Origin of the sequence: Fictibacillus sp. 18YEL24, assembly GCF_015903855.1 — a bacterium.
GTDB lineage: Bacteria > Bacillota > Bacilli > Bacillales > Fictibacillaceae > Fictibacillus > Fictibacillus phosphorivorans_C.
This window is the reverse complement of the sequence record NZ_JACZDT010000006.1, coordinates 105,072-120,531: the sequence shown is the minus strand read 5'-3', so window position 1 is coordinate 120,531 and position 15,460 is coordinate 105,072. Positions and strand designations below refer to the sequence as shown.

Sequence of the window (15,460 nt, the reverse complement as noted above, 5' to 3'; positions counted from 1 at the left end):
CCTATATATTAGACCGTGGGAAGTAAAAAAAGTTTTATTAAAAATAAAAAAATCAGCCTTTTTAACAAAGACTGATTTCATGAGCTATTTTTTTGCAAGCAGATACATAAAGTAAGGTGCCCCAATGATGGTCACAATGATCCCTGCTGGTATTCCACTAGGATCTAATACTACTCTTCCGATCGTGTCAGCTGTCAGGAGTAAGATTCCTCCGATTAATGCTGCAACGGGAAGGAAGACTTGATGTCTCGGACCTACTAGTGAACGTGCGATATGAGGAGCCATCAATCCTACAAAAGCAATTCCACCACTGACTGCTACAGAAGCGGACGCAAGTGCTACCGAGACCATAATCAACAAAATTCGTTCTCTACTTACATTCACACCTACTCCGACAGATACGTTCTCATGCAAATTCAACGTATTTAATACATTGGATTTAAATATCGTATAAGGAATCAGCAGCAAGATCCACGGCAGCAACGATAAGACAAACGTCCAATCATCGCCCCAAATCCTGCCTGCCATCCAGTTCGCCATGAACGAATAATCTTCCATATCTAATCTCGTAGATAGTGTCAATGTTGCTCCATACAAAGCGGCTGCTAAACCCACACCGACTAAGACGAGCCGGGTAGGTTCAACACCTTCGCCTTTTATGTAAGACATGATGTAGATCACAAACGCTGTTAGCATTCCACCGAATAATGCAAATAACGGCAGTACATATAAAAAGCTTGTTGTTTCCACTGTAAAGAACATGATATACACCACAACCATCAGACCAGCACCAGCATTTATTCCTAAAATACCAGGGTCTGAAAGCGGGTTCTTCGTGATACTTTGGAGGATGGCACCAGACACAGCGAGCCCCATCCCCGCAAGAATAGCAACAATGATGCGAGGTAAACGAAACTCAAAAAGAATTAAATTCTCTCTCGGCGTTCCTTGACCCATTATGGTTCGAAATAATTCTGAAGGAGTTAAGGAAGCAAAACCAGTCGCCACACTAATAATGAAAACGGCTATTAGCAACAAGATCGCCGCGATCGTCGTTACTCTTACTCTCTTAATCTGTTGTGCATTCATCATGATCGTTTTCTCCCTCCCTTTCTTGCAAGGTAAAGGAAGAATGGTACTCCGATCATAGCAACTACTGCACCTACTGGTGTTTCATAAGGAGCGTTAACCGTTCGGGCAAACGTATCTGCTAACACCATGAGCACACTTCCGAAGATCGCGGAACATGGAATGATCCACCGATAGTCAGTTCCAACTAAGAACCGCACGATATGCGGAACCATAAGACCTACAAATGCAATAGCACCAACGAGTGAAACGGCAGCGCCTGCTAAGATTAACACCACCGTCATAAGAATGATTTTTGTAAATAGGGTTCGTTGACCAAGGCCTCTCGCCACTTCTTCACCAAAGCTTAAAATGGTTAACTGCCTTGAGAGCATAACAGCTACCATGATTCCAACCAACACGACAGGTACGATAATTTTCAGCTGTGCCCAGTTTGTGCCTGATACACCACCTGCCGTCCAAAACGCAAGGTCCTGAGAAAGCTTAAAATATAATGCAATTCCTTCTCCTAATGAAGAAAGCAGTGCAGAAACCGCTGCACCTGCTAACGTAATCCGGATTGGAGTCAATCCACCTCGACTCATGGAGCCAAGTCCGAATACTAACATCGCACCTATTCCTGCACCTATAAAGGATAGAATCATCACGGTAAGGTAGCTCGCTTCTGTATGAAAAGCGAACACACAAGCAAGAGCAAGGCTTGCTCCCGCGTTCAAACCAAGTAGACCAGGGTCTGCTAACGGGTTTCTAGTCATCCCTTGCATGATAGCTCCACTCACAGCAAAGGCCGCACCTACGATTGCTGCACCAAGCTCTCTCGGTAATCGCAGACTCATGATAATACGGTCAGCTTCTCTAGTAGGATCATAGTTGATCACAGCGTTCCATACAGTTAGAAACTGAATCTTAGCGGCTCCCACAGATATTGCAAGAATGATACTCAACAAGAGAAGTGCGAACCCAAACAATAAAATAGCTGTTCCTACCGCTGGCCTAGAATACACTTTATTCTCTTTTATAAGCTTGGTTTTTGTTTTGAACATAGCGTTTGTCCCTTTTTATAAAGTGCTTGTTATTTCTTTTTCGTTAACTCTTCAACGATAATATCTAGTTCTTTTTCTAGAGAGATCGGGTCATTGAAATAGAATGACTCTGAATCAAACTTAATTGCGTTACCGTTCTTCACCGCTGGCAACTCTTTCCACACATCTGACTCCATGAATGAGTTATCAGGATTTCCAGTTCCTGTTCCTACAAAGATATAATCTCCAGCATATGTTGGTATCACTTCAGTAGAAATGGCTTTCCAGCCTGGGCCGAATACATCTTCTTCTAACTTCTTAGGAGCTTTAAGCTCGAGCGCTTGGTAGATCACTTCTGTACCGCGGCCCCAGTTCTTACCGTATACATACATGTCTTTTCCGAATGCTTCCATAACCATGAACGTCTTGTCTTCACCGATTGCTGATTTTACTTTTTCACGAGATTCAGCCGCTTTCTTCTTCCACTCTTCTACCCATGATTTTGCTTCTTTTTCTTTGTTTACCATCTTTCCGATCTCGACGTGCTGTTCCATATAGTCATACTTGTCATACGTCATTGTAACGGTCGGTGCGATCTCTTCGTATTTCTTAATATTTTTGTCATCAGAGTACGTAATGATAAGGTCCGGATCTAATTCTAGTAGCTTTTCATAAGAATCAGCAGTTACAACTTCAGCTTTGTCCAATTTGTTTCCGTAGAATTTATTTTGTTTCGGATATTCATTTACTGCTACTGGTGTGATGCCTAAGTCTAGTAGGTTACCTGCATACGTTGCAGCCATCATTGCAACACGTTTTGGTTCAGCTGGCACTTTGATCTCTTTCCCTTTTTCATCTTTATAGATTCTCGTTTCTTTCTTCGACGATTCCTTTTCACCTGAGCTTGCGCCTTCTTCTGATTTATTTCCGCATGCTGCAAGTACAAACACTAAAAGCAGTGTCATAAAGCTCACAAGTAATTGTTTTGTTGTTCTTCTCATCTTGTTATCCCCCTATATTTGACAATAAAAATCATTCTCAATTAGCTATAAAAAAGAAAGGCGAATATCTACGCCAAGTTCTCAACTAACTTTACATTCTTAATTAGATCATACGTTAGACATACAGGTTTTCTCGTCCTCGGATCCACACCGATCTCTGCATCAATATGAAATACATTTCGTAGGACCGTACGTGTCATGACCTCATCAGCCGTTCCCTCTTTTATGATGGATCCAGCTTTCATCGCGACCATATGGTGAGCAAAGCGAGCCGCGTGGTTCAAATCATGAATGACCATGACGATCGTTCTCTTCTCATCCCGGTTCAACTGGTATAACAATTCTAAAACTTCCAACTGGTGAGACAGATCCAAATATGTAGTCGGTTCATCCAACAAGATAATATCCGTTTCTTGAGCTAATGCCATCGCAATCCATACCCGCTGGCGTTGCCCACCTGAAAGCGCGTCTACAGAACGATCTTTAAACTCGCGAACACCTGTAACGTCTAATGCCCAATCTATCACTTCAAAATCTTTTTTAGTAAGCTTTCCGAAGCCTTTTTGATAAGGAAATCTTCCGTAAGATACAAGTTCACCGACCGTAAGTCCTTCTGGTGAATCAGGTGACTGAGGAAGGATCGCCATTTTTTGAGCAATCTTTTTCGTAGATTCTTTACTGACAGCTTTACCATCTAGATAAACAACACCGGATTTAGGATTTAGGATGCGCGACAACGTTTTTAAAACCGTTGACTTCCCGCAGCCATTCGGTCCGATGATTGTTGTAATCTTGCCGTCAAGAATGGAAATGTTAAGATCCTTTACGATGTCTTGTTCACCATATGAGATTTGCAAATCCTCAGCATACAGTCTAGACACTTTATTCGCCCTCCTTTAAAACAGTAATTTGAAATATATTTAAAGTATTGGACTTAATTGAAAATGATTATCAATCTCGTTATCATTTTATTGGATATGTATGAGAGTGTCAACGGGAATTTTATTTTTGATATAAAAAAATCAGCCTTTGTCCTTCAAGGCTGATCTGTCATTATTTAAAACATCCCGAGCGCTTTCTTTGTCGCTGGACCTACCACACCATCAACTGTGAGCTTCTTAGCTTTTTGGAACTTGCGAACAGCGGCATCCGTATTGGCTCCAAAAACACCGTCGACTCCTTTAGTACTGTAGCCTAGATTTGTAAGTCTTCGTTGAAGCTCCATGACTTCGGCACCACGGCTACCCTTTTTTAGATTAACGACTGAGAATACTGGCACTGTCGAACTGTTTGTTACCTTATATCCATTTGCTGCTGCTAGAGCAGGGAATGACTTACCAGTAGTTGTGATCACAACAGGGGTATTAACTGAAATCCTAGCATACAACCACTGCACCTCGTTGTTGTACATGCGGATACAGCCTGCGCTCACATACTTACCTATGGAACTTGCATTATTGTTTCCATGGATTGCGTACGTCGTGCCCCATGTTCCATTTGCGTTTAAGCCTAACCATCTGTTTCCTAAAGGATTCCGCTGATCTCCACCTGGAATGTTTCCTGTATAATAAGGCCGATTCGTGATCTTGTTTACAATTTTAAATTTACCTTCTGGCGTATACGAGGGTAGTTTACCTGTTGCTACTTTAAATACCTTTGATAGTTTATTATTCTCAAAATACGCTAACTGGTTTGTCGATTTATTTATGACGATAAATGATGAAGCTGCTGCCTTTGCTGGTTGGACTAGTAAGAACATGAAACCAAACATCAGTAATGCAATCAGTACTTTTTTCGTTTTCATTCCTTCTCTCCTATTCTTTATTGAAATAACAAATCCTCATATTCTATGCGAGGGTATAGGAGATGCATTACTACTTTTGTTAATAAATTTAATCAAAAAAACATGAATATTAAACTTGTACGATGAATAGACTGGTAGGTTATATTTGTCTTATACACATGAACAGAAAGAAGATGGAATGATGCGAAATGTTATGTTAAAGAACAACCATAGAGTGGAAATTCGCGAAGCTGTAAGTGATGATGCAGAGAACATCATCGATTTTTATAATGTGGTTGGCGGTGAAAGTGATTTTTTATCCTTTGGAGCTGGTGAATTCAAACGAGAATTAGAGGATTATAGTAATTACATTGTCTCTGTCTCAAATGAATCGAATTCAATCATGCTGCTTGCGACAATCGGTTCAGAGATTATTGCAATCGCAACCATCAATTCCTCGCAGAAGGAAAGAACGAAACATGTTGGAACATTGGGGATTGTTGTTTCTAAAAAGTTTACCGGGTTGGGATTAGGAAAAGCTTTGATGGATGAACTTATAGAGTGGGCAAGACAAAATGGAATCACTCGAAAGATTAGTCTCGTAACAAACGAGCATAATACGAAGGCAATCGACCTTTATAAAAAGTTTGGTTTTGAAGAGGAAGGTTTGCTGAAACAAGATAACTTTATTAACGGAACTTATCAGAACACGGTAATGATGGGGTTGATTTTATAGTAAAAGGTACCTGCATTCAAGCAGGTACCTCTTTTATTTACTCACCTTTAATCTCAAGCAGCTTCTGCCTCAATCCGATTTCCATCGTAGCCAGCTCTTCTTCTGCAAGACGTCGTTTCACTCGTCCTTCTTCTTGAATACGCAGTGTCTCTTCTAGTGTTGAAAGAAGATTCTCTTGTGTTTTCTTTAACGTTTCAATATCAATCAAGCCGCGTTCGTTTTCTTTTGCGGTTTCGATCGTATTGGTTTTTAACATCTCAGCATTTTTTAGTAAAAGCTCGTTCGTTGTTTTGGAAACTTGTTTTTGAGCTTCTACTGCATTACGCTGTCTGATTAACGTTAGTGCAATAGCGACTTGGTTCTTCCACAACGGAATAGCCGTCATGATGGATGATTGAATTTTTTCTACAAGCGCTTGGTTCGTGTTTTGAATGAGTCGAATCTGTGGTGCACTTTGGATCGTGATCTCACGACTCAATTTTAAGTCATGAACACGCTTATCTAGTCGGTCAGCAAACTGGACCATGTCATTTACTTCTTGGAACTTCATCTGATCGTTCGTCTGTTCAGCTACTCTTCTCATCTCAGGGATCGTCACTTGGTTTAACTCATCTAACTTTAATTCTCCTGCTGCTATATATACGTTCAACGCTTGAAAGTACTCTTTGTTGTTTTCGTACAGTTTTTCAAGCATGACGATGTCGGACATGAGAACATTCTTGCTGCCGTCTAGCTTTACCGAAATACGATCAATCTGGGCTCCTGTTTTTTGATATTTCGATAGGACCTCCTGAACAGAGCCTGAAATCTTTCCAAACATGCGGCCGATCAATGTAGGTTTGTTTGATTTTAGTTCTTCAGGATTTACATCTTGAAGCTTCCTCATTAGATCTCCAATGATCTCACCTATTTGTCCAGTATCTTTCTTTTTCACATGATCGAGCATGGTGTTCGAAAAGGAATGAAGTTTTGCCTGTGCAGGTGCTCCGTATGTGATCATCGTCTGGTGGTTCGTTGGGTCGATCTGCTTTGCCAGCTGATACGCTTTTTCTTTATTTTCTTCTGGGAGAACATCTATTAATCGTACCTGTTTGTTTTCATTCGAAGGCACAGTTGCTTCTTGCTGTTCGCCAAAAGGGTTAGCCAACAAGTCATCCATTAGATTTGTCGGTTTATCTGAATGATTAAGGGGTGCATTATTTTCTTTCATTTATATCGCCTGCCTTTTTTATGGATTGTGAGTCATTCTGGGATTTAATCGAGTACTTCGCTACATCGATCTCATAATGTAGGTCATCTATATCATTTGACAGTACTTGGTATAAATCCTTTTCGATCTGATCGATCAGTTCGTCGAGAGTTCTTTTCGTTTCTACCAATGATTGCGTCAATTCTTTTGATTTTCTTGGCTGCGAGGATAGAAACATATATTTCTCGGTAAGCTCAACAGCTGAATCTAAATGAGAAAAATAGAATTGTTCTGCTTGGTAAAAACGTCTTGGTTCTTTTTGTGTTAAACTCTGGATCTTTCTAACTACACGTACAAGGTCCGCTCTTTGTTTTAAAGTTGGCAGGTCTCGGACTGAAAACATCGCTTTTTGCAGTCTATAGATCTTAGGTTTTGCTTCCTCTAAGTTTTTTCTGATGTATTTATACTCTCTTCTAGATAAGTGATGTTCACTGAGAAATCTCTGCTTTTGAAGAAGTCCTGTTGCTGTGTATGCGGCAGCTCCTCCAGCTACTGCAATGCCTGAAGACAAAAGGTAGGTCTGGTCATACCCAATAATACTTGCCAGCCATACTCCTACTGAAGCTGGGATAGCAACAAACATGCGGATAAAAAAAGCTAAAAATCCGTTCATTGTAATCGACTCCTGACATAAACTCTTTACTATTCATACGGATATAGTGGTTTCTGAGTTTCGTTTTCATTAAAAAAGTTCATCTATACTATGTTTCTATTATTACCTTATCGAAACCTTCCTAAAATAACCATGGCTTTAAGAAGTAATGTGTTCTAAGACTTGAGGCGTATATATAAAAACTCAAAATTGGAGTTGATTAATCAAATTTAGGATATAAACAAAACAAAGACGCTGAATATGTATACATCACATAAACAGCGCCTTTAGCTTAAACTCACTTTATTCACTTAAACGTTCTTTCCTTTCTTACTAATACACAAATGCTAGTTATTGTCCCTAACTAGACTTCAATTAATTGTTCGTTCAATCAATTGCCTTGCATTAGATCTTATTTTTCCTCTACTTCTGGTAAATTCCCACACGCCCACATGCTGCGAAAATAGTTTTCACCGGCTATTTCCATCTGCAACACGATCTTAGCATGCTTCGCTCACATACGTCATTGGAATCATCCTCTTTCGTTATGTGTATTTGCGCGTTCCCACATACCCACACATCTCGAAATCAGTTTTCACTGGCTGATCTCTACCTGGATGCGATTTGATATGCTTCGCTTACTTATTTCATTGGAATCACGCCTTCCTTTATTTGAAGTAGTGTTTCTTTGTTAACTACATATTAACTCATTCTAAATTTTATTTAAATATTCAGAATAATCAATATTATGTGATTTAGGGTGTATTTATTCCTCTTTTTTAAGCCATACTCCTTCATTCGTAAAATTTCTTTTTATTTCATCATATTTCAACAATTTAAATAATAAATGTGTATTTTTAGGCTATCACCTATTCCATCATCGTTACATAACATGCAAGTAGAAACACAACTACAAAAAAGAGGAGTGTTTTGAACCTTGACTGGAAAAATCCTAAATTATTATGCTGGCGGCAATACGGCTAGAGGTTTTCACAACTTATTTACATCAAATCTTAGTGGTCTTTATCGTCTCTATATTTTAAAAGGTGGACCTGGCACTGGTAAGTCGACACTTATGAAAGCGGTCGGGGAAAAGTGGAACAACGAAGGCTATGATATAGAATACATTCATTGCGCTTCAGACAACGGTTCGATTGATGGTGTGATCATCAGAGAACTCGGCATCGGAATTGTAGATGGCACTTCTCCACATGTTATTGAACCAAAAGCCCCTGGGGCGGTTGAGGAATACGTGAATTTAGGTGAAGCGTGGGATTCTAAAAAACTCCTAAACAAAAAAGCGGAAATATTAAAGATTACAGATTCAATTTCTGCTGATTATCAGAAAGCATATGCGACTTTCCATGAAGCGCTCCTCATTCATGATGAATGGGAAGAAATCTATATTATGAATATGAATTATGAAAAAGCTAATGAAATTACAGATGAACTGATGCATCAATTTTTTTCTAAAAAAGTAAATAAAGCCGCGAACGTTTATCACCGTTTTTTAGGAGCAGCTACCCCAAAAGGTGCAGTCGATTTTGTTCCAAACTTAACAGAAGGTCTAGAAAAAAGATTCTTCATTAAGGGAAGACCTGGATCTGGAAAATCAACACTGCTAAAAAAGTTAGCTGCAAATGCCGAGGCTTCAGGGTATGATGTTGAAATTTATCATTGTGGGTTCGATCCGAACAGTTTGGATATGGTGATCGTAAGAGAGCTCGGCTTTGCGATTTTTGATAGTACAGCACCTCATGAGTATTTTCCTGAACGTAAAGGTGACTCCATCATAGATATGTATGAAAAGACGATAAAAAAAGGAACGGATGAAAAATTCTTTGATAATCTAAAAGAAATCAGCGGCCGTTATTCAAAAAAAATGAAAGAAGCTATCGGATATTTAGCAGATGCAAAAAGTAAGCACGATGATTTAGAAAAGATCTATATAGCTGCGATGAATTTTTCAAAGATCGACAAAATTCACAAGAAAATTGATCTAGAAATTGAAAAACTAACCGCTGCACAACAACAAAAATAAGGTTTGGAACAGCCACTATTTTGAGGATGGTGGCTGTTTTGTTATGATGATCATAAGACAATCTTACATATGGAGGACAGGTTTAGTGATAGATACAGAACATACAAAAGCTGTTGAAGACCTATATTTTAACTTCTTACACGCGTGGAACGAGCGGAATTCACGTGCTATGGCTGTTCATTTTACAGAAGATGGCGAGATGGTTGGATATGATGGAAGCCAGGCATTCGGCCCTGAAGAGATTCATGCTCATCTCGAGCCCATTTTCAGCAGCTTCCCAACTCCACCTTATTACGCAAAAGTGAAGAGCGTTTCTTTCTTAAGTGATGATGCTGTCATGGTTCGTGCTATTGCTGGCATGGTACCAGTAGGAAAAACGGAATTATCTCGGGAACTGAATACGCATCATACAGTGATTGCAGTTAAGAATGATGAAAAATGGTTCATTAAACTTTTTCAAAACACACCTGCTCAATTTCATGGACGTCCTGAACTTTTAGAACAGATGACAGAAGAGCTTCGTGCCTTACTCCCTAAATAAGCACAACAAAACCCGCTTTAACTACAGCGGGTTTCTTTGTATCTTTATTTTCTTAAAATTTCTTTGAGCCCTTTATAAATCAACACAGCTCCAAATACGAGAACAGTTAAAACCGCAATAATTTTAACAGCTGGACCGAATGCGGCTAAAAACGTGCCTCCTAGTGGAAGTGCAAGTAAAAAATAACCAGCTAACAAAGCACCAATGAGTGTTAATACGTTTGTATTAGACATATTGCGCCTCCTTATAACAGTTTTTCTTCTCGTTATAAGGTATGCGCCGATGTGGAGAGTGGTTAATATTGATAAAAGCTGTTCACTGTCGACTTTTTATCATTTACTGTCCACTATTCTAGATTTACTGTCCACTTTCGTACTTTTACTGTCCATTTATTACAATTTACTGTCCACTTTCGTATTTTTACTGTCCACTCTTAACTCTTCAATAGATTCGTATAATCCTTCTTCGGCACGATGCCTTCTTCTCCAGCACGGTTCAATAGAGTTGTAATCGCCTCGAAGCCCTTGTCTCCAAGATCAGCGGTAAAATCATTCACATACAGATCAATATGGGATTTTGCAACGTCCTCTGAGAGTTCGCTCGCGTGCTGCATCACATACTCTCTTGATGCCTGAGGATTTCGCCACGCATACTCTACTGATTCACGAATCCACCCTGTAATAGACTCTAAATCTAGTGAACGGCGCGCGATGATGGCTCCGAGTGGAATGGGCAGTCCCGTATCTTCTTCCCACCAGCTACCCATATCGGCCAACAGATTCAATCCGTAGTTTTGATACGTAAAGCGAGCTTCATGGATGACAAGACCTGCATCAATCTTGCCGTCTTTTACAGCAGGCATGATCTCATTAAACGGCATAACGATAATCTCTCCCACCCCGCCAGGTACATTTTGAGCTGCCCATAAACGGAACAGCATGTAGGCTGTAGAGCGCTCACTCGGAACTGCCACCTTTGCTCCCGATAGCATGTCTGGTGTAACTTCACCTGGATGATTCACAAGTACTAACGGACCACATCCACGACCGAGTGCCCCTCCGCATGGAAGCAGAGCATATTTGTCCAAGACATAAGGAAGCGCTGCGTATGAGATCTTTAAAATATCAAGTTCATCTGACTCAGCGGCTAAGCCGTTTGTAATATCAATATCTGCATATGTAACATCAAAATCTGGAGCCCCAGAAACAAGACCATGAACCAATGCATGAAAAACAAACGTGTCATTGGGACAAGGTGAAAACGCAATACTCATTTTACTCATAACAAAACCTCCGCGATAACTTTACTAGCTCTCTCTAGTGTATCGAACGCTTCCTTCATACGCCAAGCAGAACGATCTCGCGGACCAATCGGGTTTGATATGGAACGTATCTCAAGCACTGGCTTTCCAAATTCTTGTGCCGCTAGCGCTACGCCATAGCCTTCCATCGCTTCTGCTACAGCATCAGGCTCTCGATCCTGCAGACTCTTCGTAGTTTCAGAAGTTCCTGTCACAGTGGACAGTGTTAAAATGTTGCCGAGTTGAACAGCTACTCCTGCGAGCTTTAATGACGTTAAGCAGTGCATGACTAGTTCGCTATCTGCTTTTATACGCGTTGAAGCACCAAAACCAAGCTCATCTAATGTGATGAATCCTTCAGGAGATTCTGCCCCAAGATCTCCTGAAATCATCTCATCTGCAATAACAAGTGTTCCAACAGCTGCTTTATCCTGAAAACCGCCTGCAATTCCCATATTGATCACAAGGTCATAGTCATTTGTTAATAAAGCTTTTGTTGTTTGGACCCCTGCTGAGATCGGACCAACTCCAGCTAATACCACATCAATCGCAGATGTGTGACAAACTCCTCTTGTGATCGCCTCTTTTTCAGCAGCTACAGAAGTCATAATTAAAATACGGCGTTCGTTATTCATCGACATGAAGATCCCCTTTCGCCGGTTAGCTTAATTTTTCAATGAACACTACTTTTAAATAGTTACCCTCTTTGAACTCTTTGTGTGTTCTAAAATCTTGTGGAAGCTTAAACTCTTCCAAAATGTTATACGTTCCGCCTGTTTGTTTAAAAGCTGATGCTATCATCTCTTTGAATTTTTTCATCCCAAATGTTGAGCAGTTAGAAGAAGCTACGATTACCCCGTTTCTTTCTGTAATCTGGATCGCTTGTGCTAACAGATCAGGATAATCTTTCCCTGCACTGAACGTATGTTTTTTAGAACGCGCAAAGCTCGGCGGGTCTAAAATCACAAGGTCAAAAGACATCTCTTTTCGGACAGCATATTTAAAATAGTTGAACACATCTTCAACAATGATGTCGTGGTCTTCATAGTTCAGACCGTTCACACTAAATTGTTCTTGCGTCTTGTTTCGGCTTCTATTTGCTAAGTCAACACTTGTCGTTTTCAGAGCACCACCAAGAGCAGCCGCAACTGAAAACGCACCAGTATAAGAGAACGTGTTCAGAACAGTTTTCCCTTTCGCATATTGATCACGGATCGTCTTTCGCACGTCACGCTGATCCAAGAACACGCCTACCATCGCACCATCATTCAGATATACTGCAAAGTGGATGCCGTTCTCTCTCACGATCAGTGGACTTGGCGCTTGTTCACCTTCAACAAAATCGTCATCATCAATATATTTTCCTTTTACAGCAAAACGCTTCTTCTCGTAGATGCCTTTTACTTTAACAAGCTCTTTAAGAGAAGCGATTACTTCATCCTTAAAGGAGTAGATGCCTTCACTATACCAAGTTAGAACGTAGTAGCCGTTATAGTGGTCGATCGTCAGTCCACCGATTCCGTCTCCCTCTCCGTTAAAAACGCGGAAAGCTGTCGTTTCATAATTGTTAAAAAGATCTTGGCGGTGGTTGATCGCTTTTTTCAGTTTCTTTTCGAAGAATTCTTGATCGATGAGTTCTTGTGAATTTTGCGTGAGCACCCACCCGCGGCCTTTATTTTGTTTTCCATAATACCCCTTACCGAGGAATACATTTTTTTCGTCAAACAATTCAATGATCGTTCCTTCTTCTTTTACGTTGCTAATATTTTGTACAGTATCCTCCGTAATCAATGGAAAACCTGTTTTTAACCCCTTCACATAAGAAGGTTTTACTTTTAATCGGACATTCTTCTTCATCTTGTCACCCGTTTCTTATTTTCGTTTTGCAGCAAGTAAACTTTAATCATAAAGTAACTTACTTCTTCAGGAAGTAATTCTTTGATCGGCTTTAACTTTTCTCCGCCAGCTTGTTGAATGGCATCTTCAATCTTTGAGATATATTCTTCTGGAACAACGTCCTCCATTTGAACATCCATTCCTTCTTGAATGCATTGAATAAGATGATTCTCGACCGTACTTAAAGCTAGTTTCCGATGATCAGCGATCTCATCGACTGACATCTTCTCTTTATAGAGAGTGTATGTTTCAAGATGAGAATCAGGCGTTGTCTTTTTGGCAGGTTCTTTTGCAACGGTGCTCTGATCTGCACTTTCTCTTCGCTCAGGATGTTCAGATAAATAATTTGAAATCGCAGAGATAAACCGCTCTCCGTACTTCTCTAGCTTATTCTGACCCACACCCGTCACACTCAAAAATTCAGTCCTTGACTCAGGCAGTTTCACGCACATATCTTTTAACGCCGTATCTGCGAAAATAACGAACGGTGGAACGTTCTCTTGTTCTGCTATTGTCTTACGCACGATTCTAAGCTCTTCAAATAACGGGTCATCTGCAGCCACTTGTTTAGTTACTACCGCTTCTTTACGCATGATCTGTTCTTTTCCGAGCAGGATGTCTTTCCCTTTTTCTTTTATATAAAGAGTTGGGAACGTCCCATGCTCAACGGCGATAATCTCTTGTGAGATAAAAAACTCAATGAGGTCTGTTATTTCTTTCGTGCTTTTATCTTTCAGCATGCCGTAAGTTGGCAGCTTATTAAATCGCATCTCTAACACTTTTTTATTTTTGGAACCGGTCAGTACTTGTGCGATCAGTGTCTTTCCGAAACGCTTCTGCCCCATTCGTACGATACAGGACAATACGATCTGCGCGTCTCTTGTCACATCGATGCTATCGCGATTATCTGTACAATTGCCGCACCGGCCGCATGGGGGTATTTCTTCATCACTAAAATAGCGGACGATTGATTGCTGCAAACAGCTTTCGGTGTAGCAATAGTCCACCATGAGCTGAAGCTTCTCCAGCTCTTGCGCCATACGATCCTGCTCACTAGATTGATCGATCAGAAAACGCTGCACCTGAACGTCTTGTGATGAATATAACAGGATACATTCACTTGGAAGTCCATCACGGCCAGCACGGCCGGCTTCTTGATAATAACTTTCCATGTTTTTTGGCAACTGAAAATGGATAACATATCTGATATTCGATTTATCGATACCCATCCCAAACGCAGAAGTAGCCACCATGACAGATGATTCATCTTGAAGAAATTGTTCTTGTTGTTCCATACGCTCGTTGTCATTCATTCCTGCGTGATAACGAGATACGTTGATCCCGCTTTTTTGGAGTGTTTCATAAAGCTGATCAACCGTTTTACGTGTTGCTGCGTATATGATTCCCGCTTCTTTCTCATTCTTTTTGAGAAAATCTTTTAAGTAAGAAAGACGGTCTTGCCCCTTAATCACAGAAAAAGATAAGTTTTCACGTTCAAATCCTGTTAATACCGTCTTGTTCTCATCAATATCAAGCGACCAGCAGATGTCCTGGCGAACACGCGGTGTAGCAGTTGCCGTTAATGCGAGTACTACCGGACGATTCGGCAGATTCCCGATCATTCTTTGTATACGTTGGTAGCTCGGTCTGAAATCGTGTCCCCATTGCGAGATACAGTGAGCTTCATCTACCGCAATTAAAGGAATATCGATCTGTCGCAAATGATCCATAAAGTCATAGGATTCTAGACGTTCTGGTGCAATATATAAAAGTTTATACTCACCGCTTTTCGCCTTTTCAATTCGTTCTCTCGCCTCTGCCGTTGTAAGTGAACTATTGATGAAGGCCGCGGATATACCTAACTGCAATAATGTATCAACCTGATCTTTCATTAATGAAATTAAAGGAGAAATAACAATTGTCGTTCCTTCAAAAACAAGGGCAGGTATTTGATAGCAGATCGATTTCCCGCCACCTGTAGGCATAACACAGAGTGTATCGTCACCCGCTAAAACCGATTGTATCGCTTGCTCTTGTCCATTCCGGAATGAAGAATAACCGTAATGCAAATTCAGCATTTGCTTTGCTTTTTCTATCAAAACTTAAATTAGCCTCCCTCAGGTAGAGTCATCTCTTGATTATAAAGGTACTGACTCCACATAGCAAAGACACATCTTACCGTTTTCTTCCGATAAAAATAGACAGACTAC

The 15,460-nt window shown here is 40.4% G+C and carries 15 protein-coding genes; 3 read left to right on the top strand and 12 right to left on the bottom strand.

Annotated features, from left to right (window positions below; genetic code table 11):
• Positions 1–84: 84 nt before the first annotated feature.
• The 5 genes from HU823_RS18205 to HU823_RS18185 form a co-directional block, all read right to left on the bottom strand.
• Entirely contained in the window at positions 85–1,092 is a 1,008-nt protein-coding gene (locus HU823_RS18205; protein WP_197222946.1) for a FecCD family ABC transporter permease, read from the bottom strand.
• Positions 1,089–2,132, bottom strand: a complete 1,044-nt coding sequence (locus HU823_RS18200; RefSeq protein ID WP_197222945.1) for a FecCD family ABC transporter permease — start codon at positions 2,130–2,132, stop codon at positions 1,089–1,091. The genes HU823_RS18205 and HU823_RS18200 overlap by 4 nt, the downstream gene beginning before the upstream one ends.
• 29 nt (positions 2,133–2,161) lie before the next feature.
• Entirely contained in the window at positions 2,162–3,112 is a 951-nt protein-coding gene (locus HU823_RS18195; RefSeq protein ID WP_197222944.1) for an iron-hydroxamate ABC transporter substrate-binding protein, read from the bottom strand.
• A gap of 68 nt (positions 3,113–3,180) precedes the next feature.
• Positions 3,181–3,993 (bottom strand): ABC transporter ATP-binding protein, encoded by an 813-nt coding sequence (locus HU823_RS18190; RefSeq protein WP_197222943.1) that lies wholly within the window; start codon positions 3,991–3,993, stop codon positions 3,181–3,183.
• A gap of 176 nt (positions 3,994–4,169) precedes the next feature.
• Complete coding sequence (locus HU823_RS18185) at positions 4,170–4,916, bottom strand: L,D-transpeptidase family protein (RefSeq protein ID WP_197222942.1); 747 nt, start codon at positions 4,914–4,916, stop codon at positions 4,170–4,172.
• Between the two features lie 145 nt (positions 4,917–5,061).
• Here HU823_RS18185 and HU823_RS18180 point away from each other — a divergent pair, with 145 nt between their 5' ends.
• Entirely contained in the window at positions 5,062–5,631 is a 570-nt protein-coding gene (locus HU823_RS18180; protein ID WP_231607544.1) for a GNAT family N-acetyltransferase, read from the top strand.
• 37 nt (positions 5,632–5,668) lie between these two features.
• Here HU823_RS18180 and HU823_RS18175 read toward each other — a convergent pair whose 3' ends face one another.
• Together HU823_RS18175 and HU823_RS18170 are read right to left on the bottom strand one after the other, a co-directional pair.
• Complete coding sequence (locus HU823_RS18175) at positions 5,669–6,841, bottom strand: toxic anion resistance protein (RefSeq protein WP_197222941.1); 1,173 nt, start codon at positions 6,839–6,841, stop codon at positions 5,669–5,671.
• Positions 6,828–7,493 carry a 5-bromo-4-chloroindolyl phosphate hydrolysis family protein gene (locus HU823_RS18170; RefSeq protein ID WP_197222940.1) on the bottom strand — a complete coding sequence of 222 codons (666 nt, stop codon included), beginning with the start codon at positions 7,491–7,493 and terminating at the stop codon, positions 6,828–6,830. The genes HU823_RS18175 and HU823_RS18170 overlap by 14 nt, the downstream gene beginning before the upstream one ends.
• Before the next feature lie 916 nt (positions 7,494–8,409).
• On the opposite strand from HU823_RS18170, the gene HU823_RS18165 reads away from it, so the two are divergent.
• On the top strand, positions 8,410–9,513 hold the full coding sequence (locus tag HU823_RS18165) for a PRK06851 family protein (protein ID WP_197222939.1): 1,104 nt from the start codon (positions 8,410–8,412) through the stop codon (positions 9,511–9,513).
• Positions 9,514–9,601: 88 nt separating this feature from the next.
• On the top strand, positions 9,602–10,054 hold the full coding sequence (locus HU823_RS18160) for an SgcJ/EcaC family oxidoreductase (protein WP_370630134.1): 453 nt from the start codon (positions 9,602–9,604) through the stop codon (positions 10,052–10,054).
• A 44-nt stretch (positions 10,055–10,098) separates the two neighbouring features.
• Here HU823_RS18160 and HU823_RS18155 read toward each other — a convergent pair whose 3' ends face one another.
• The 5 genes from HU823_RS18155 to recQ form a co-directional block, all read right to left on the bottom strand.
• Positions 10,099–10,287, bottom strand: a complete 189-nt coding sequence (locus HU823_RS18155) for a hypothetical protein (protein WP_137791451.1) — start codon at positions 10,285–10,287, stop codon at positions 10,099–10,101.
• Positions 10,288–10,487: 200 nt separating this feature from the next.
• Complete coding sequence (locus HU823_RS18150; RefSeq protein ID WP_197223036.1) at positions 10,488–11,327, bottom strand: 1,4-dihydroxy-6-naphthoate synthase; 840 nt, start codon at positions 11,325–11,327, stop codon at positions 10,488–10,490.
• 5 nt (positions 11,328–11,332) lie between these two features.
• Positions 11,333–11,995 carry a futalosine hydrolase gene (locus HU823_RS18145; RefSeq protein WP_197222938.1) on the bottom strand — a complete coding sequence of 221 codons (663 nt, stop codon included), beginning with the start codon at positions 11,993–11,995 and terminating at the stop codon, positions 11,333–11,335.
• 19 nt (positions 11,996–12,014) lie between these two features.
• On the bottom strand, positions 12,015–13,211 hold the full coding sequence (locus tag HU823_RS18140; protein ID WP_144704228.1) for a class I SAM-dependent rRNA methyltransferase: 1,197 nt from the start codon (positions 13,209–13,211) through the stop codon (positions 12,015–12,017).
• Positions 13,208–15,349, bottom strand: a complete 2,142-nt coding sequence (gene recQ / locus HU823_RS18135) for a DNA helicase RecQ (protein WP_197222937.1) — start codon at positions 15,347–15,349, stop codon at positions 13,208–13,210. Before recQ ends, HU823_RS18140 begins: the two co-directional genes overlap by 4 nt.
• Between the last annotated feature and the right edge of the window lie 111 nt (positions 15,350–15,460).

Bases quoted from the DNA above. Each gene is read 5' to 3' on its own strand.
- HU823_RS18205 (WP_197222946.1), bottom strand. From the start codon at position 1,092: ATGATGAATGCACAACAGATTAAGAGAGTAAGAGTAACGACGATCGCG.
- HU823_RS18200 (WP_197222945.1), bottom strand. From the start codon at position 2,132: ATGTTCAAAACAAAAACCAAGCTTATAAAAGAGAATAAAGTGTATTCT.
- HU823_RS18195 (WP_197222944.1), bottom strand. From the start codon at position 3,112: ATGAGAAGAACAACAAAACAATTACTTGTGAGCTTTATGACACTGCTT.
- HU823_RS18185 (WP_197222942.1), bottom strand. From the start codon at position 4,916: ATGAAAACGAAAAAAGTACTGATTGCATTACTGATGTTTGGTTTCATG.
- HU823_RS18175 (WP_197222941.1), bottom strand. From the start codon at position 6,841: ATGAAAGAAAATAATGCACCCCTTAATCATTCAGATAAACCGACAAAT.
- HU823_RS18170 (WP_197222940.1), bottom strand. From the start codon at position 7,493: ATGAACGGATTTTTAGCTTTTTTTATCCGCATGTTTGTTGCTATCCCA.
- HU823_RS18155 (WP_137791451.1), bottom strand. From the start codon at position 10,287: ATGTCTAATACAAACGTATTAACACTCATTGGTGCTTTGTTAGCTGGT.
- HU823_RS18150 (WP_197223036.1), bottom strand. From the start codon at position 11,327: ATGAGTATTGCGTTTTCACCTTGTCCCAATGACACGTTTGTTTTTCAT.
- HU823_RS18145 (WP_197222938.1), bottom strand. From the start codon at position 11,995: ATGTCGATGAATAACGAACGCCGTATTTTAATTATGACTTCTGTAGCT.
- HU823_RS18140 (WP_144704228.1), bottom strand. From the start codon at position 13,211: ATGAAGAAGAATGTCCGATTAAAAGTAAAACCTTCTTATGTGAAGGGG.